This window comes from Nesterenkonia haasae (assembly GCF_010119385.1).
Classification (GTDB): Bacteria; Actinomycetota; Actinomycetes; order Actinomycetales; family Micrococcaceae; genus Nesterenkonia; species Nesterenkonia haasae.
In genome coordinates this window covers 152,158-169,437 of sequence record NZ_VFIE01000020.1, presented here as the reverse complement: position 1 = coordinate 169,437, position 17,280 = coordinate 152,158, and the positions used below count along the sequence as shown (strand labels likewise).

Sequence of the window (17,280 nt, the reverse complement as noted above, 5' to 3'; positions counted from 1 at the left end):
CGCCTCAGGCAGATTCTGGGAACTGAGTGCCCAATGCGTTGAGAATCCCGAGCGACTTGGTGCGGACTTCCTCCCATTCGTTCTCGGGTATCGAATCGGCTGTGATGGCTCCGCCCACTCCTAGGTGAAAATCTCGGTAGACAGTACCGTCATCCTCCTCACGCCGGGTGAGCACCACTGTGCGAATAAGCACCGACAGGTCCATGGCCCCGGATGAGCTGAAATAGCCAGCAACACCGGAGTAAGGTCCGCGCCGCCCGGTCTCGAGCTCCTCAAGAATGTTCATAGTTGAGATCTTTGGTGCCCCCGTCATCGAACCCGGCGGGAACGCCGCGGCAACTACATCAGCCGGGTGAGTTCCCGCAGTGGTGCGAGCGCTCACCGTAGAGACCAGCTGATGAACGGTTGGATAGGTCTCAACGGCACAGAGCCGTTCAGTGCGAAGAGTGCCGGGCACCGCGTGGACCGAAAGGTCGTTGCGCACCAGATCGGTGATCATGACATTCTCTGCTCGGTCCTTCGGGTGTGTCCTCAGATCCTGCAGGAGGGCCTCGTCAACCTCTGGATTAGTGCTGCGGGGTCGAGTACCTTTGATCGGCTCAGAGCGAGCGGTACCTGAGGCGTCAATACTGAGAAACCGCTCCGGTGAGGTGGACAAAATTTCGACCCCATCGAACCGGAGGTACTGGGTGAATGGAGTTCGATTTTCCCGCCGAATTCGGCGAAACACTTCGATGCCATCTGCTTCGCCTAACAGTGGCCCGCTCACTGACGTGGTGAGGCAGATCTCGTAAGAATTGCCTTCGGCGATGTGAGTCTGAGCGGCGAGGATTTTGTCCAGATAATCTTTCTTGGTGTCTCGCAGGTGGAGGTGCGCATCTGCCGACGCGTTGAAAATTCCTGTGGAACGGTCAGCGGAGTTGTCCACGTCGGGAAATGCGTTCTGCACGCTGGACTCTGCGGCAGCAAATGCTTCCGTGACGCGCTCCTCCCACTGCCGGTCTCTGCCCCAGGATTGCAGTTCCGCGGTGCCGGTCCGGTGGTCTAGCACCAGTGCGTGGGTGACGCGGAAGAGTTGTGCGTCATATGGAGGGCACAAAGGGTCAGGTTGCGAAGCAGCACCATCGGGTGACCCTCGCTCTCGCTTGAGCTCGTAGCCCAGCCACCCCACCCAACCCAAGGCAAACGGCGCAGTATTCGGGTGCCACTGGCCAAGCACAGGACGAGAGACGTCAGACGGGGAGTTCGGTTGGGAGAGGTTTGGTTCAGTGATTGCCCAATTGCGTCGAAGCCACTCGAAGAAGGGCATCTTCTGTAGAGAACAACTCGTGGGAGTGATTTGCCGTGTCGCTCCGGCCCAATGATGGACCTCAGCGGAGTGCTCTCCCAGGGAGAATGCCAGGATGCTGTACTTGCTGCGCTCAGGACGCAGTGTGCGGGCGTGGTCTGAGGAGTCCATCAAACAAGCGGGGGCTTGAGGATGAGCCCTGGCAAGTTGAGCGAAGACCTCGATGGCGAGATCTTCCTGGCATCCCACGTCGAAAACTTTGCGGTAAAGGCGGTGCGATTGTTCCGCTGCGTGGTCGTTGAGTGTATGCATGATTCGGATGACTCGCGCTCCTGATACGTTCGGCGACCGCAGGCTTATTCGTGCATACCTTGCTACGCCTAGTGGTGCAGGATCAGGCTCATCGCTTCTGCACGGGTCGCTGCGTCACGGAGTTGCCCTCGAACAGCTGAAGTGATTGTTTTGGCTCCCTGCTTGGCGACACCGCGCATGGACATGCACATGTGCTCTGCCTCGATCACAACAATGGCACCCTGGGGTTGCAGGTGCGTCATCAGGGCGTCGGCGATCTGGGTGGTCAGCTGCTCCTGAATCTGCGGTCGCCTGGCAAAGAGATCAACAAGCCGGGCCAGCTTGCTGAGCCCGGTGACTCTGCCCTCAGGCGAGGGGATATAGCCGATATGAGCCAAGCCCAGGAATGGTACCAGGTGGTGTTCGCACATCGAGTAGAAGGACACATCGCGGACTAAAACAAGCTCCTCGTGTCCGATATCGAACGTGGTCTCCAGCAATTCGTTCGGAGTCTGGCCCAGTCCCTTGAAAACCTCCTCGTACATCCGCGCTACCCGGCCCGGAGTTCCGCGCAGCCCGTCACGGTCGGGGTCCTCGCCGATCGCACGCAAGATCTCACCCACCGCGGCTTCAATCCGCAACAGATCTATACCGGCCCCCTGTTGGTTCCGATCCGATTCCAGAGCCATCAAGTCATTCACAAAGGATTCTCCTCACACTTCGGCGTAGGACAGATTCTGCGGTGATCTCATGCGCATCAACTTCAACGCTCTCAGCACACAGGTCCCGAGAGACCCGGAAACGCAAGGGTCGGCGTACTTTCCAGACGCGTCAATCGCCGCATCTGGAAGCGCGCCGACCCCTGCCTTCCGCACAGGCGAGGAGCGTCTAGCTCGCTTTCTTCCGCCAGCCACCTTCGGTGTAGGACTCGCGGACCACCTCGGAGTACGGCACCGGGCTGACGTCCACGTTGACGTTGTACTGGCGGTGAGGCTCCACGGCTGGTTTCCTGGTTCCGCCGTCTGGCTCACCCCAAACGACTTGGAGCTGGGAGCCGATTTCGACGTCCGGATCCACAATCGCCAATGACAAGCCGCGCTTCTCATTCCAGCTGTATCCGGTGTACATCGACAATCCGCGCACTTTGCCTGACTCATCGACCACAGAGTCAAAGTTTGACGCGCCGTAGTTGGCCAACGGCAGGTCGAAGAACTTATAAGGAAGACCGTCCTTCTGGTACATGGATGCGTGAACGGTAGCCAGGTCGTCACCGCTCCATGCCAGAGTTACCTTCTTACGCTGTGAGTCGACATTCATCTGTTTCAGCGCATCGGCACCGATGAAGTCGTGGTCGAACTTGATGAACGAGCCGTATCCCAGTTCCCAAGGTGTCGTGTAGTACCCCTCGATGGAGTCTGGTACGTAGGAGCCCGCGATCGTAGAATTCGCCTCATAGCTGTCGGCCCCCAACCACTTACGGTAGTCGGCGAGCTCATCGCCCGAATAGATTCCGGGCAGTGGTGAAGGGATCCAGCCCGACTCCAGAGTATTGGAGGGGTAGGCTCGAGAACCTGCTGGCTGAATGCCCAGTTCGGCACCGGCCTCCAAGATAGTCTCTCGGATGAAGTCGTAGTCCTCGTACGGGCCCCAAAGTTCCAGTCCCGGTGCACCCGCCATGCCGTGGCGCAGGGTTCGCACCTGCTTCCCGCCAACGTTCATCCACCCCATGTTGAAGAACTTGAGCTTCTCCACCGGGCCGCCATTGACCTTCTCGATGACTTCCCATGCACGAGGTCCTTGGATTTGCAGTCGCCATAGCTTCCGGGTCACCGATTTGCCCATCGGACGAGAAGGCGAACGCCGGTCGATGGTGAGATCAGCATCGTAGCCGCCTTTCTCAGCTTGGAAGAGGAGCCAGTTCGCAGCAGGGCTGCGTCCAACATAGGTGAACTCATCCTCGGCATCGCGGAAGAGGATTCCGTCACCGATGACATGCCCGTATGGAGTCACCGGCACGTACTGTTTTGCCTTGCCGACGGGGAAGTTCTCCACCGAGTTGATGGCGGTGTCCGAGATCAGCTTCAGGGCGTCTTTGCCTCTGACCAACAGATTGTCCATATGGTGGGTCTGGTCAAAGAGCACAGCGCTGTCTCGCCATGCTTGCACTTCGCTGCGCCAGTTGCTGAACTCTGAGGCGACCACGGGGTAGACGTAGGCGCCTACTTGGGCGTTGCGGAGATGGTCTATGACGTTGCTGGATTCGTTCAACACATCTTGCAGGGACTTATGCGACATGTTTTTCCTTTCATAGGAGGGAAATTGAAATTTCTCTGATGCTTTCGTAAATGGGTTGGGTGACGTTGAGCGTTACGGGAGATGATTGCGTCGTTTGTGTGCCAGGAGAGTCTGTTCGAGTAGGCAGGCGATAGTCATGGGGCCTACACCGCCTGGGACCGGGGTAATCCAACTGGCGCGCTCGGCTGCGGGAGCGTATTCGACATCACCTGTATTGTCTGCGTACCCCGCATCTACCACAACGGCACCAGGTGCGATCCAGTCGCCTCTGACAAGTTCGGGCCGCCCGGCGGCAGCGACGACGACGTCAGCCGCCGCCACTTTCTGAGCAAGATCAGAGGTCTTGGAGTGGCAGTACGTGACGGTGGCATTTTCCGCCAGCATCAAGAGCCCCATAGGAATACCCAGTATTCGACTCCGCCCGATCACGACGACGTCCTTTCCGGCGACCGAGATGTCGTAGCTCTCCAGCAACCGCATAATTCCTCCTGGAGTTGCTGACCGAAAGCCCTCACCGCCAAAAGCCATGGACGCTAGCGAACTGCTCGTCACGCCATCCACGTCCTTGCGTGGGTCTATAGCTTCGAAGGCCTTTTCCTCGTCGACTTGGGGCGGTGCGGGATGTTGGACGAGGATCCCGTCTACCTCTGGATCTTCTGAAAGCGCACTGACCTCTTCGACGACTCGTTCAGTGGTGGAGTCTTTGGGAAGCTGAATAAGTCGAGGTTCGATGCCCACCTGGTGGCTGCGGTTGACCTTCATTCGCACGTAGGTGTGCGAGGCCGGGTCGTCGCCGACGATGACCGTGGCCAGGGTTGGGGTTTTTCCCGTCGAAGTCCGTATGTGGCCTATCTCCTGGTGCAAACTCTCCATGATGGTCTTTGCAGTCGCTCTGCCATCTAAAGTACGAGCAGTCATGAGACGGTGTTCCTTCGCTTCGGGGGACGTTTCAGGCGCTGGATGGGGTAGGTGATGCCGAAGTTCTGGTCGGACTAGAAGACGATGGTGATGTTGCCATCGCGGAGCACCCGATCTTCGCAGTGGGCCTTGACCGCGTTAGAGAGCACCCTGCGCTCAACGTCGGCTCCGCGTCGCTGCAGTTCTTCGGTGCTGTCCTTATGCGTGACAGAAACAACGTCCTGGGAAATGATCGGGCCTTCGTCGAGGTCTTTGGTCACGTAGTGTGCAGTAGCCCCAATCAGCTTCACCCCTCGTTCTTTGGCCTTTCGGTATGGTCCAGCGCCGATGAATGCGGGGAGAAAGGAATGGTGGATGTTAATGACGGGTACTCCAACGCTGTCGATGAAGATCTCGCTGAGTATCTGCATGTAGCGAGCCAGCACCACTAGATCCACGTTGTTGAGCAGTAATTCAAGGTGGCGGCTCTCTGCCTCCTCACGTCTCTCCTTGTCTACAGGAACGTAGAAATAAGGGATGCCGAAGGCTCGGACGTCGTCGCTGAGATCGGGGTGGTTCGAAATCACCATCGTGATGTTGACGGGGAGCTCACCACGGCGTTGTCTCCACAGGAGGTCAAGCAAGCAATGATCAGACTTCGAGGCGAAGACGGCCACGCGCTTGCGCCTCTTGGCCTCAATGAGCTGCCACTCCATACCAAAATCCTCCAAAGCCACTGATAGCTGTGCTCGGAGCTCATCTATGCGGGTGGTGAGTTGGGGAATGGTGAAGACCGTCCGTTGGAAGAATCGCCCACCTTCCGGGTCTGAAGTGTGTTGGTCCAGAGAGGAGATGTTCGCCCCGGCCTCAGCGAGTGTGCTCGTGATTCGCGAGACGATCCCTGATCTGTCAGTGCCCTGCACAATGAGACGAGCACTGTCGTCCAACGCAGGGTCAACCTTTGCAGCCCCCAAAGACAGTGGGGCCGTGCTCTCGGGATTCGAGGCAGTAGGTGTTTTCACTAGTACTCCTGTGAGATCCGGTTTATTGAGTCTGGGAGAGAAGGTCGCGTCGCCACGCTTCGGTTCTCGCCAAGTCGTTGAAGGTGAAAATATGGAATCCGGTGACGGTCGACTCTGACTGAGCAAGATTCTGGACGAGCCCACGGATCAACTTGGTTGGCTTATAGCCTGAGGGGCTGAAAAACTTCCAGAACATGTTCTGCTGCTTCGTTAGGAAGTTAGCTGACTGGCCCAATCCCAGACCAGCGGATATTCGCATCAGTTTCTGACGACTTACCGGGCCAGGCATCCCTGCGTAGACCGGAAGGTGCACACCGCGATTACTGATCTCCGAGGCCCAAGAGGTGACTGTGTCCGGGTTGAAGCAGATCTGAGTAATCACCCGATCCGCAAAGTCGGCCTTGTCATCCAATGCCCGATCAATGTCGCTCAGCGGAAACTTCGCGTGTCCCTCGGGATAACCACCGACGCCAACGTCGGTGAAATGGTGGCCCCGTTCGCGCAGGCTCCGCAGCAAGCCCAGGGCGTCAGTGAACTCGCCAGCCGGCTCTTCAGCGTCACCTCCGACGACGAAGATTCTGTCGATCCCCGCAGCCTCGAGACGGGAGGTCAGGGTGTCCAGCTCCTCAGGGCCAGTCACCAGCCGCGCGGGCACATGCGGGGCAACCGTATAGCCCTTCTCGCGCAGAAAAATACTGGTTTCGAGCGTGGGCTCAAGTCCCTTGCCCCCCGTCGCCGTGACTGTCAGCGGCACCTCAACCGGAACCTCCGCCACAATTTTTTCCTTGACGGACTTGAACGGCATCACTTCATAGCTGATGTTTGCCACGAGAGAAGCGAGAACTCTCTTCTCCTCATCTCCGCGGGCGATTGTACTGGCCATGAGACTTCCTCAGGGTAGGTAATGGGCAGGCATAATTTTGCTCTGCGAAACATCCTACGAGGTGACCTGCGCCACTCAATAGAGCAGGTGACGCAACTGCGTCCGAGGCATTTGTCTCGGTTCTTGACCTTCTCACCGGGCGGGGTCGCCGGATCGGCAGCGGTTATGTCAAGGGTGGAACCATGCCAGCCTTCACTGCGATCAAAGCGGCCTGCGTGCGGGACCTCACATTCAGTTTGGCCAGCATGTTGGACACATGGGTGCGAGCCGTTCGCTCGGAAATGTTGAGTTCCTGGGCAATCTCGCGATTGGAGCGCCCCTGCCCCACCAGTATGAGCACGGTACGTTCTCTCTCGGTTAGCGCAGACACCCCCGATGGCACAGCCATCGCCTGTGTGAGTTTCTTGGTCATGGCCGAGTCGATGAACACCTCGTCGCGCGCCGCGGCCCGTATAGCTGAGGCGACCTCCAACGGCCCTGCATCCTTCAGAAGATAGCCCACCGCGCCCAGCTCCAACATGGTGTTGAGCCGCTCTACCTCGTCGAAACTAGTCAACACGACAACTTTTAGCGCCGGATGCTTACGCCGGATCTCTTTCATCGTGCTCATGCCGTCTAGTCGAGGCATGACCAAGTCCAGCAGGACAATGTCAGGAAGGTTGCCATACGTTTCTAGTTCGGCCAGGAGAAGCAGAGCTTCCCTGCCGTCAGAAGCCTCACCGATCGCTACGATGTCATCCAGCACATCCAAGTACGCGGCGATTCCGCGCCGCGCAACCGCATGGTCGTCGACGATCAGAACCCGAAGGCTCTCCTCCGCTCTTTCGACGGAGAGTCCCCTCGGCGCTGGTCCTTCCTGGTCCGTGTCACTCATCATGCCTCCCGGGAGTCTGTTCGCCCAAGCTCTGGCGACGCCTTTTGGTAGGGGAGTTCAACGCGAACCAGAGTTCCTATGCCCCCAAAGTCAAAATCCACAAACAACACGCCTTGCCAGCGCTCCACACGTTGTCGCATGAACGTCAATCCATTCCCCTCCTCTGGTTGAATCGACTCAGCGCTCGGGGACCGCTTGAGGCCGCCGCCATCGTCCCGGACATATAACTGAATGGTTCGCCGGGGATCGACGTCGAGGCTGATAGTTACCCGCTCTGCCGACGAGTGCTTGACTGCGTTGTGAACGGCCTCAGCGATTACGTGATAAATGTCCTCAGCGAACTCCCCTTCGATCTCATCTGTGATGTAGCCGAGGGTTATGTCGAAGCTCACCCCAGTCTGTCGGTGGATGCTGGATGTGAGTTTATTTAACGAGTCCCGGAGACCCGCGCCGCTGACGGCCGTCGGCCTGAGCTGCGTCACGAGGCCTCGGAGGTCTTTGAGTACCGACTCGCTGATGCCTTCGAGGTCCGTGGTGATCTCCTGGATCCGCTCTAGATGCTCGGGTCGGTCGCCGTTGCTGAGAACCTTCAAAGTCTGAGTGAGCATTCTCATGGAGAAAACGTTTTGCACGACCGAGTCATGGAGGTCCCTTGCCAGCCGCTGGCGCTCCTCACGTTGGATGGCGTTGCGTTCCTGTTCCAATAGAAACGCATAGTCTATGGCCAGGCCTGCTTGTTCAGCCATGGACAGTAAGAAATCGAAACTGTCCTGATCAACATCTTTTCCAGGCGCAAAGAATGCATTCAGAATCCCGATCGTGCTCTCTCGAACCTTGATCGGGATAGACGCAAATGAGTCCCACACGGGGTACCGGTGGTATTCGTGCAAGGGTTGCCATGCGGGGTTATTCATGACTGCCTCGTAACGATGAGGGATCACTACTGGTCGACCAGTGTGGAAAGCCTCCAGCATTCTGAGGTCCGCTCCACGCCGTTTGCATTCCATCAGTCGGGAGAAGAAGACGCTGCGCGCGGAACCTGGAAAGCCCGCGATACCCAGCATGTGGAGCTTGTCCCCCGAGTGCTCGTTGGTGAACACTTGGACTGCGGCCAGGCCATCCACTTGGAGTATCTCGTGGGCCAATGCTCGGAGCGTCGCAGGGAGAGACCGCTCACCCGCAACCCGCGCGGCGGTGCGAGCGACCGCAGCAGCACGGCGTTCTCGTTGGAGGGTTGCCTCAACCTCTCCCCATCCCGGTGATTTAGAGCACATTAACAGTCAATATACTATCCTGACATCAGGACTTCACGGGATTTGCTTTACTCTGATTGCATCTAATGAATTAGATAACATGATATATTATAATTTTTTGGGTCCACGATGAAGCATTACCTTGCTTAAAAGCATCATCAGGACTTGCTTTTCAATATCGGTCAGCACGTCGAACCATTCATGCTCCACCTGGAGATGCCCTGCGTAGCTCTCGCGTATCGAGGTTTCGCCCTTAGGAGTCAGGCGAACCATGACAGATCGAAGATCTCCAGCGAACGGTTCTTTTGTCACCATGTCAGCCGAGCTAAGTCGATTAAGTGCTGCGGAGACTGTCGCCCGGCCCATATTTGTCACCTCGGTGATGCGGCGGGATGGGATAGGTCCCAGCGTCCACAGAGCTATACAGATGCGAAAGTCCGACCTGGACCATCCACCTGGACGGTGAACTCGCTGATTTCCGTCGTCATCCATCAGCTGGTGAAGTTTGCGGAACATCAAACCAACACGAGGCACCACCGAATCCTCATCAATGCCTTCCTCAGCAACTTTGTCTGCCAGCAAGTCGACAAAGGTGGGAAACGGAGGTCTGAGAAAGTCCTTTTCAGCGCTCATGTTCGGAAGTATAGTCATGCAGACGACGCCGCTGTCTCGGAAGTGGTGTAGTGGGTGACAGTCACTAATTCCGACATATCATCGAGGCCCGGTCTGCCCCCTTCGCGCCCGATACCACTCTGTTTAGCCCCGCCGAACGGAACCGCAGGACTGGGCCTGCCGAGCCCATTGACCCAGACTGTCCCGGCGTGCAGCCGTGGAACCACGGTGTCGAGGAACGTCTGATCCGGCGACCAGACCGTGGCACCGAGCCCAAATGGCGTGCTGTTGGCCATTTCGATGACTTCTTGGGTCGAGGAGTAGGGCACCACCGGAAGAATCGGACCAAACTGTTCATCGTCCACTACAGATGCGCCGGGCCGCGCCGAAACGACGATTGACGGATGGACATAATAACCCCGGGCGCTGTCGCGTTTACCCTCGAAAACTACCTCTGCAGCGGAGTGCGCCTCCTCCAGCATCAGTTCGATTTTTTCGTACTGTGCCCTGGTGGTCAGCACTGGGGCTGTGGCCTCTGGATCAAAGGGATGGCCAATCTTCGTCTCTCGGGCCAGTGCAACCAGACGGTTGGTGACGTCGCCGGCCACACCCTCGGGTGCATAGACACGTTTAGCAGCCACGCAAGCCTGCCCGCTAGAACCGAAAGCACTAGTGAAAATCTTGGGCACTACCGTGTCCAGGTCCGCGTCGGGACCGATTATTGCCGGATCATTGCCGCCGAGCTCTAGCTGAACGCGGGTCAAAGAACTAGCAGCGCTTGCCATAATTGTTCTGCCGACCGGCACACTGCCGGTGAAGGAGACGAGAGCGACCTCCGGTGATTCCGACAGCACCGGTCCGGTATCCTCCGTGCCAGCGATGATATTGACCCACCCCTCAGGGACTACATCGGCGATTGCACGGGCCAATCGAAGTGCCGCCAGGGGAGTGGCAGGTGAAGGCTTGGCCACCACGGTGTTCCCTGTGGTGAGTGCGGCACCGATCTTGTTGGCCATCATGAGCACCGGCATATTGAACGGGGTGATGGCGACTACCACTCCCAGGGGTTTGCGCTGCAGTTCGGTGACGTGCAATTCATCGGAGCTGAGCACCTCGTTTTGCGGTGCGGAATGAGCCCAATACCGAAACGACATGCTCACCGCTGTTGCCTCCATGCGGGCGGAGCGCAACAACTTGCCATTTTCGAACGAGATGATCATTGCGAGCTCTTCCTCGATGGCCTCGGCACGTTCAGCCATAGCTAGGAGAACGCGCTGACGGAGCTCGCGATCCCCCGTATCAGCTGCGAATGCGTTCGAAGCAGCGGCAATGGCTCGTCTAGCTGCTTCAGCCCCGACAGCCTGGTACTCAACGCTTAGCGAGAGATCCCAGGGAGCGCGGATGGTGGCGGGTGTTGTTCCGGGCACCAACTCTCCGCCAATGAGATGGAGTCCCTGGGTGGCAGCATCCGCAGCCAACTGGTGGGCTCGTTCAGGAGTGGCCGCGTGCTGCATGTTCATCAGTGGGTTCCTTCCAACTGTCGTACGAAGTTTTCAGCCAGAGCTAGGACGGTGAGGTATGTATTCGCACTGGGGACTGTAGGCATGACGGAAGCATCCACAACCCGAACCCCTCGAGTGCCGTATACCCGGCAAAACGGATCCACAACGGCATCGGGGTCGGTTTCGGCGCCCATGCGTGCGGTAGATGTCAGGTGCATGGTGTCTTTGACTGAAGCCAAGATTTCCATATCGTCGACGGGCGAAGTTGGCTCACCAGTGGTGATCCTGCCGAAAGACTCGTGGCGCATGAGCGCACGAGCTCGCGTGAGCCCGTCTCGCATACGGTCGAGGTCGCGTCGGTCATCGAGAAACTGAAGTTCGAAATGCGGTTCGACAAGCGGGTCCGCTGAGCTCAGTTCCATGAACCCTCGGGATTCGGGTGACTGGAGAGAGACTGCTATGCCTGCTGTATCTTGGCCGAACCAGTAGTTGTGGTTAGTGGCCATGAGCATCATGTCGTTTTCCCGACCTAAACCGGAGGAGTAGCGCACCACAATATTGGTCGGTCGGTGTCCGACCGAAGACTGGGCTCCAGGAGTGACGGGGACTTCCACAAAGGTCACGCAGTGATCCTGCGCGTTTCTGCCTACCGGAAGATCGATCCGATGGTCAATGCCATGGGGTTCAAGACTCTCGGCACGGCCGATCCCGGACCGCATAAGGATGGCAGGTGAAGCTGTGGCGCCCGCCGAGAGAATGACCTCTCCGCGTGTGCGATACTCCTGCTGATGTGCGGTGACCACACCGACAGCGCGATCCTTCTCGAAGATAACCTTGTCGACATGCGTCTCGCCAACAATTGCAAGGTTGGGACGATCACGCGCCGGTTCCAGATAGGCGTGATTCGTAGAGACCCGGAGGCCGTTGCGAATATTCATAGCGGTGGGGGAAACTCCCGAACTGCCAGGGGCATTGTGATCTGGGTGCCAAGGGTATCCAGCAGCCAGAGCGGCATCACGAACCGCTAGATCCACGCCACCCCACCCTGACTCGGGCTCTCGGTAAACCGGCGTGGGCCCCTCAGAGCCGTGATAGGGCTCCTGCCCGAAGTCGAGATCCGCTTCAATGGCACAGAAACTCTCCAGCATGGTCTCGGGGCCCCAGCCCTCGGCCCCTAACGCCTCCCAGGCCCGAAAGTCATCCGCGATCCCGCGAATGGCATACAGTCCGTTCACCGTTGAGCTGCCACCGAGTCCCCGCCCTCTGCGATAAGGGAACGGCTCCTGCCCCTTGGCGCGAGTGGCAGTAGTGCCGTGCCAATAGAACTCGGGATTCTTGTCGTTGGGGGGAGGGGCCAATGTGAGACCGAGACCTTTGGTCCGGTCCCGGAACTCTTTGGGGGTTTCCGCCGCGCGATAGTCGGGTCCAGCCTCCAGCAGCAGCACGGAGCACTCAGGGTCTTCGCTCAGACGAGCAGCAATGAGCGCTCCGGCTGAGCCGCCGCCGACAATGATGTAATCCCAGCCGTGCATAGTGTGTGGTCTCCCAGATCTCTTCGGCTCTCGGGGAAGTTAGACATTTCACTTCCTGAACTGCGCCTAGTAAATGTCAAACAGTGTACGCCTCAAATGAGGCCCACGTCACTACAGCCCGCATAATTTCCCGTCATAGCAACTCACGAGGAATACTTTGGTAGCAAGTCGAACTCTCATTAGGTACATCTATTGACAAATAAACGTGATACCCGTCACTCTAAGTAAGACCGGGCAACGTGCCGATCGCCCTGATGATAGGAAGAGCAATGACGCATTCCCCCCTTTCCCCCACTAAAGCCGCTGCCGGCGTCGTCCTCACTGGCCTGCTGACCCTGACGGCATGCGGAGGTGACGATGCCTCTCCGGGTGCCGAGCAGTCTGAAGAGGAGCTCGACCTCGACGCACTGGAGCTAACTGACGATCAGGAAGCTGAACTCACTGAACTCTACGAGGCTGCCACAGAGTCGGGCGAAACCGACGTCACTATATATGCGGGCCATCACGATGAGTTCCTCGCCATCTACGAAGGCTTTGAAGAGCGTTTCCCCGGGTTGACTGTTGTCCCCGAAACCTTAGTGGGCGCTGATTTGGAGACCACTATGAACGCGGAACGCGAGACTGGCCAGCATGTGGCGGACATTATTTCCAATCCCAACGCGGATCGATATGCCGAGCAGGGTTTTGCGGAAGAATTCCGGCCCAGCACCTACGAGACTCCTGAATGGGCTGAAGGACAAATCCACGAGTCCCAATTCGAGGATCCCGAAGGCTTCTATCACGCTCCATGGGCTCTGCTGTTCTCCTTCGGTTACAACACTGAGGTGCTTGAAGAGTCCGATCTTCCGGAGACCTGGGAGGACCTCGCTGATCCAGAGTGGGACGGACAGCTGACCATGATGACACCGGCGGTGCCTGGTGGCATGCAGACTGTGCTCACCATTCTGCTGCAGGGTGATGCTGTCGATGAGGACTGGCTGCGGACCGTGGCCGATCAGTCTCGAATCGTTGCTCAGGACCAGCTTGGACTCCAGTCCGTGAGCTCCGGAGAGTACGCTGCTGATATCAGCTCGGCGGCAACATCTCTAAGAAATGCCCAAGAGAGTGGCGCTCCCGTCGATATTCACTTCTTGGAGAACCCCGTGGTGGCGACAGAGAAGTGGATGCTGGCTGACAACGCCCCAAATAGAGAAGCTGCTCAGTTGTACCTGAACTACATCTACACACTGGAAGCCCAGGAGCAGGTAATGATCTCCGGAAACTTCCCGTTAGTTCCTCACGAGTCGCTGGAGTCTCCCTACGGTTGGCCCAATTTAGAGGATATTGATTTCGTCAGTCTTCCCTCTCAGAGCCAGCTCCGTGAAGAGATAGCTGCCAACCAGGACCTGTTCCAAGAGATCACGGCCACGGACTGACATTGAGAATGTCGCCCCACTGCCTAAGTCACCATAGTGAGGAATGAGATGACAGACATGAACGAGGCACTCCTTGAACGGCTCGAGTATCTCGAGAAGTGTCTTCACGAGCTGACTTCAGCCCAGGACATCCAGAAGCTGCAGCAAAAGTATTTCCGGGACTTGGCGGAAAGGAACTGGGACGGTGTTGCAGAGGCGTACGCGGAGGATGCCGTGTGCGACATCAGGCAACATGGCCCACATCAGGGTAAAGAAGAGATCGCCACGATGTTCTCGACCGAACTTGAGCCAGTAGTTAAGAGCCGAGACGGATATATGCTCTCTTCTCCTGATATTACTGTTGACGGTGACACTGCCTACGGCGAGTTCGTATGGCATCGATTTGTCTGCGAGTTTCGGACATCCTTTGGCATGATGCGCATTTGGGGACCCTGGTCCGAAGGTATCTACAAGGTCCACTACCGACGGATCGACGGCGTCTGGAAGATTCAGGACCTATGGACCCGGGTCGTTCGCCCAGACCACGACGACGACGTCGCCGCAATGCCAGAAGGTGCCGTCATCGGGGGCGGATACCAGCCCAGTCAGGAGCGATGACTCGTTGCCATGACGTTGCATCGACGTATTGGGCGGTATGTGAAGAACCCGCAGTTCAGTGTTGCGCTGATTTGTCTCGTGTGTTTCGTCGCGCCGGCGGCGATGATCGTTCAAGGCGCATTCAAGACAGAAATGTTCGGTGACGCAGGTGAGTTCTCTACTGTAGCTTTTACCGAAGTTCTCACCTCCTCAAGGGTGCACGCGGTCGCCATCCGGACGGTATTAATGGGGTTGGCGGTGATCGTCATTTCTACGGTCACCGCCTTGTTCTTCACCGCGATCTACGCGAAGACGAAGACTCCATTGCGACAGCTCATTCCCGTGATGATGTTCATCCTCATGGCAACACCGGGAATGTTCTTCGCGATCGCCTGGGGGCTGCTGGGTAACCCCAATATTGGACTGATCAATAATGTGCTGGCTGCGCTCTTCGGTGACGCTGGTCGCGTCATCAACGCCGAGTCCTGGTGGGGCGTCGTCCTCGTGGCTGCGATTCGCTTAGTCGCGCTCCAGTTCTTTCTCCTCCTGGGCCCGTTCTTGGCAATGGACCGATCTCTCGAGGAATCGGCACGCACTAGTGGCGCGAGTCCACTGAGAACGTTCTTTCAGATGGAGATACCGATCCTTGCCCCAGCTCTGTCTGGGTCAATGATTCTTAGCTTTGTGCTGTTTCTCGAATCTTTCGATGCACCACAGATTTTGGGTGTTCCTGCCGGTATATATGTGATTCCGACAGAAATTTATCAGTACCTTTCGGCTTCAACCGGGCCAATGTTTTCACATGCGAGCGCGATGTCGGTGCTCTTGATGGTCATCCTTCTGCTGCTGGTCTTCTTGCAGGTGCGGCTGTTGGGGCGCAGGTCCTTTGTCACCGTCGGGGGAAAGGAATCCCGTCCTTTGCGCCGTGAGGTGCGAGGTTGGAAATGGGTTTTCTCCGCAAGCATTCTAGTGTTCGCATTTGTCACTATCGTGCTGCCGATGTATCAGTTGATCCGCGTCTCGCTGTCGCCCTTCTTAGGCGCCACGTCCGGGTTTAGCTTCGACACCTATCTTGCAGTTCTAGACAACACGCGCATGCTGTCGGCATTCGGAAACACCCTGCAAGTCGCTGTACTAGGTGCCTTTTTGGCGATGGGAGCGTCCACCGCTTTGACGTGGGCTGCGCGTTACCGAGCCGGTTGGCTCTCTCGCTTCATCGAGTACAGCCAGTGGCTGGGGCTCGCGATGCCAGGACTCATCCTCGCCCTGGGAGTACTGTGGCTGTTCCTTGAAGTTCCCGGGCTGAGTCGCTTCTACGGAACATCAGTGATTATGGTGTTCGCGCTGTTCGTCGCCATCATTCCGCTGGCGGGAAGAACCACAAGCGGGGCCATGGCGCAAATTCCGAAGTCGCTGGAGGAGGCGGCATGGGTCTCCGGTGCGACAAAGTACCGGGCCATCTGGGATGTGATCATCCGGCTGATGCTGCCGAGCCTGGTGAGTGGCTGGGTCCTGTGTTTCGTCATCATCAGCGGAATCCTCTCTACCCCACTGGTGCTCTCCGCACCGGGAAGCTACTACCTCTCGGTTGAGATCTACACCCGTTACGTGGAGGGACAAGCCCCCACTGCAGCGGCCGCCTCACTCATGTTGGTCGCCACGTTCCTGCTGATTAGTGGTGCGGCGTTGCTGGTGACCTGGTTGCTGCGCCGCCGATCTCCCTCAGCAACACTGCTCCGAGAAAAGGACAAGACATCATGAAGGTAGAGATTTCTGCTATTGAGAAATCGTTCGGTTCCGCACGTGTCCTACACGGAGTGGATTTGACGATCCAGGAGGGTGAATTTGTGACATTCCTGGGTCCCAGCGGATGCGGCAAAACTACAACCTTGCGATGCATCGCTGGTTTGGAAGACCCCGACCACGGCAGGATTCAGGCCGGTGAACGGACATTCGTTGATGCGGAAGCCGGGCGATACCTGCCGCCGCACAAGCGCAACGTCGGCATGGTGTTCCAGAGCTACGCGCTGTGGCCGCATATGTCCGTGAAGTCAAACGTGGCCTATCCCATGAAGCGACGGAAGGTGCCCCGGGCTGAGATTAAGCACAAGGTCGAGGCGACGCTCACAGCTGTTGGTATGAAAGATTATGCCGACCGTTACCCCCACGAGCTCTCTGGCGGTCAGCAACAGCGCATTGCTTTGGCGAGGGGTTTGGTCTCTGCGAATGGATTGATGCTCTATGACGAGCCGTTGTCTAACCTCGACGCCAAACTACGCGTAGCAATGCGTGTCGAAGTCCAACGGCTCCACCGAGAATTCGGCAATACATCGATCTACGTCACCCATGATCAAGAGGAAGCGCTGGCGCTGTCAGACCGCGTGGTCATCATGAACAGCGGAAGAATCGACCAAGTTGGCTCGCCTAAAGAGATTCACAGCCGGCCCGCAACGCGCTTTGGGGCGAATTTCGTTGGGTTCGAGAACATTCTGGATGTGGAGGACGATTCCCGCCTGGCCGGAGGACTGCGACTGACCAATGCTGCATTGAAGCCGCGTAAGGGCTCCGCCGTCGCGTTCCGCGGCAAGAACGTCGAACTGAGCGAGGGAGACGCGCGAGCAGGGATCACCGGTAGGGGCGTGATTCGGGACAGCGAATTCGTCGGCGAGTTCTGGAAAGCCTGGTTGGTGACTGCCGCAGGAGCTTCCGTGGAGGTGACAGTTCCGGCCGGCACTGAAGGGTTTGGAGAAGACGGCTCTGAAGTTGACTTCCACATCCGGACCGATGACGTCGTCGTCGTTGAATAGTCACCCCGGGCGCAAGCCCTTGCCAGGTTCTTC

General features: G+C 57.7%; 15 protein-coding genes. 4 read left to right on the top strand and 11 right to left on the bottom strand.

What is annotated here, in order from left to right; translation table 11 throughout:
- Positions 1-4 precede the first annotated feature (4 nt).
- The 11 genes from FH975_RS09345 to FH975_RS09295 all read right to left on the bottom strand — a co-directional run bounded on the left by FH975_RS09345 (position 5) and on the right by FH975_RS09295 (position 12,449).
- Positions 5-1,600, bottom strand: coding sequence for an anthranilate synthase component I family protein (locus FH975_RS09345; RefSeq protein WP_162321135.1), 1,596 nt, complete (start codon positions 1,598-1,600; stop codon positions 5-7).
- 68 nt (positions 1,601-1,668) lie between these two features.
- Positions 1,669-2,268 (bottom strand): GTP cyclohydrolase I FolE, encoded by a 600-nt coding sequence (gene folE, locus FH975_RS09340; RefSeq protein WP_162321193.1) that lies wholly within the window; start codon positions 2,266-2,268, stop codon positions 1,669-1,671.
- 199 nt (positions 2,269-2,467) lie between these two features.
- A complete protein-coding gene (gene ligM / locus FH975_RS09335; protein ID WP_162321134.1) occupies positions 2,468-3,874 on the bottom strand; it encodes a vanillate/3-O-methylgallate O-demethylase in 1,407 nt (468 codons plus the stop codon).
- Positions 3,875-3,946: 72 nt separating this feature from the next.
- Positions 3,947-4,792 carry a bifunctional 5,10-methylenetetrahydrofolate dehydrogenase/5,10-methenyltetrahydrofolate cyclohydrolase gene (locus tag FH975_RS09330; protein WP_162321133.1) on the bottom strand — a complete coding sequence of 282 codons (846 nt, stop codon included), beginning with the start codon at positions 4,790-4,792 and terminating at the stop codon, positions 3,947-3,949.
- A gap of 74 nt (positions 4,793-4,866) precedes the next feature.
- Positions 4,867-5,745, bottom strand: coding sequence for a formyltetrahydrofolate deformylase (gene purU, locus FH975_RS09325; protein WP_162321192.1), 879 nt, complete (start codon positions 5,743-5,745; stop codon positions 4,867-4,869).
- 70 nt (positions 5,746-5,815) lie between these two features.
- Positions 5,816-6,676: a methylenetetrahydrofolate reductase gene (locus tag FH975_RS09320; protein ID WP_162321132.1), complete on the bottom strand. Its 861-nt coding sequence runs from the start codon at positions 6,674-6,676 to the stop codon at positions 5,816-5,818.
- Positions 6,677-6,839: 163 nt separating this feature from the next.
- Complete coding sequence (locus tag FH975_RS09315) at positions 6,840-7,553, bottom strand: response regulator (protein WP_235928623.1); 714 nt, start codon at positions 7,551-7,553, stop codon at positions 6,840-6,842.
- Positions 7,550-8,824 (bottom strand): GAF domain-containing sensor histidine kinase, encoded by a 1,275-nt coding sequence (locus tag FH975_RS09310; protein ID WP_162321131.1) that lies wholly within the window; start codon positions 8,822-8,824, stop codon positions 7,550-7,552. Before FH975_RS09310 ends, FH975_RS09315 begins: the two co-directional genes overlap by 4 nt.
- An 87-nt stretch (positions 8,825-8,911) precedes the next feature.
- The gene (locus FH975_RS09305; RefSeq protein ID WP_162321130.1) at positions 8,912-9,436 is read right to left on the bottom strand and encodes a MarR family winged helix-turn-helix transcriptional regulator; all 525 of its coding nucleotides are present in this window, start codon (positions 9,434-9,436) and stop codon (positions 8,912-8,914) included.
- 14 nt (positions 9,437-9,450) lie between these two features.
- Positions 9,451-10,935, bottom strand: a complete 1,485-nt coding sequence (locus FH975_RS09300) for an aldehyde dehydrogenase family protein (RefSeq protein WP_162321129.1) — start codon at positions 10,933-10,935, stop codon at positions 9,451-9,453.
- The gene (locus FH975_RS09295; protein WP_162321128.1) at positions 10,935-12,449 is read right to left on the bottom strand and encodes a GMC family oxidoreductase; all 1,515 of its coding nucleotides are present in this window, start codon (positions 12,447-12,449) and stop codon (positions 10,935-10,937) included. Before FH975_RS09295 ends, FH975_RS09300 begins: the two co-directional genes overlap by 1 nt.
- A gap of 269 nt (positions 12,450-12,718) precedes the next feature.
- Between FH975_RS09295 and FH975_RS09290 the strand changes: the two genes are divergently transcribed.
- The 4 genes from FH975_RS09290 to FH975_RS09275 are packed head-to-tail and all read left to right on the top strand — an operon-like array spanning position 12,719 to position 17,247.
- Complete coding sequence (locus FH975_RS09290) at positions 12,719-13,864, top strand: ABC transporter substrate-binding protein (protein WP_162321127.1); 1,146 nt, start codon at positions 12,719-12,721, stop codon at positions 13,862-13,864.
- 48 nt (positions 13,865-13,912) lie between these two features.
- Complete coding sequence (locus tag FH975_RS09285) at positions 13,913-14,461, top strand: nuclear transport factor 2 family protein (RefSeq protein ID WP_162321126.1); 549 nt, start codon at positions 13,913-13,915, stop codon at positions 14,459-14,461.
- Positions 14,462-14,470: 9 nt separating this feature from the next.
- Positions 14,471-16,201 (top strand): ABC transporter permease, encoded by a 1,731-nt coding sequence (locus FH975_RS09280; RefSeq protein ID WP_162321125.1) that lies wholly within the window; start codon positions 14,471-14,473, stop codon positions 16,199-16,201.
- A complete protein-coding gene (locus FH975_RS09275) occupies positions 16,198-17,247 on the top strand; it encodes an ABC transporter ATP-binding protein (RefSeq protein WP_162321124.1) in 1,050 nt (349 codons plus the stop codon). The genes FH975_RS09280 and FH975_RS09275 overlap by 4 nt, the downstream gene beginning before the upstream one ends.
- The last annotated feature ends 33 nt before the right edge of the window (positions 17,248-17,280 follow it).

What these genes read in the sequence shown, in the direction of transcription:
- FH975_RS09285 (WP_162321126.1), top strand. Translation starts at nt 13,913, where the DNA reads ATGACAGACATGAACGAGGCACTCCTTGAACGGCTCGAGTATCTCGAG.
- FH975_RS09315 (WP_235928623.1), bottom strand. Translation starts at nt 7,553, where the DNA reads ATGATGAGTGACACGGACCAGGAAGGACCAGCGCCGAGGGGACTCTCC.
- FH975_RS09305 (WP_162321130.1), bottom strand. Translation starts at nt 9,436, where the DNA reads ATGAGCGCTGAAAAGGACTTTCTCAGACCTCCGTTTCCCACCTTTGTC.
- FH975_RS09330 (WP_162321133.1), bottom strand. Translation starts at nt 4,792, where the DNA reads ATGACTGCTCGTACTTTAGATGGCAGAGCGACTGCAAAGACCATCATG.
- FH975_RS09310 (WP_162321131.1), bottom strand. Translation starts at nt 8,824, where the DNA reads ATGTGCTCTAAATCACCGGGATGGGGAGAGGTTGAGGCAACCCTCCAA.
- FH975_RS09295 (WP_162321128.1), bottom strand. Translation starts at nt 12,449, where the DNA reads ATGCACGGCTGGGATTACATCATTGTCGGCGGCGGCTCAGCCGGAGCG.
- FH975_RS09300 (WP_162321129.1), bottom strand. Translation starts at nt 10,935, where the DNA reads ATGAACATGCAGCACGCGGCCACTCCTGAACGAGCCCACCAGTTGGCT.
- FH975_RS09280 (WP_162321125.1), top strand. Translation starts at nt 14,471, where the DNA reads ATGACGTTGCATCGACGTATTGGGCGGTATGTGAAGAACCCGCAGTTC.
- folE (WP_162321193.1), bottom strand. Translation starts at nt 2,268, where the DNA reads ATGGCTCTGGAATCGGATCGGAACCAACAGGGGGCCGGTATAGATCTG.
- FH975_RS09345 (WP_162321135.1), bottom strand. Translation starts at nt 1,600, where the DNA reads ATGCATACACTCAACGACCACGCAGCGGAACAATCGCACCGCCTTTAC.
- FH975_RS09290 (WP_162321127.1), top strand. Translation starts at nt 12,719, where the DNA reads ATGACGCATTCCCCCCTTTCCCCCACTAAAGCCGCTGCCGGCGTCGTC.
- FH975_RS09275 (WP_162321124.1), top strand. Translation starts at nt 16,198, where the DNA reads ATGAAGGTAGAGATTTCTGCTATTGAGAAATCGTTCGGTTCCGCACGT.
- ligM (WP_162321134.1), bottom strand. Translation starts at nt 3,874, where the DNA reads ATGTCGCATAAGTCCCTGCAAGATGTGTTGAACGAATCCAGCAACGTC.
- FH975_RS09320 (WP_162321132.1), bottom strand. Translation starts at nt 6,676, where the DNA reads ATGGCCAGTACAATCGCCCGCGGAGATGAGGAGAAGAGAGTTCTCGCT.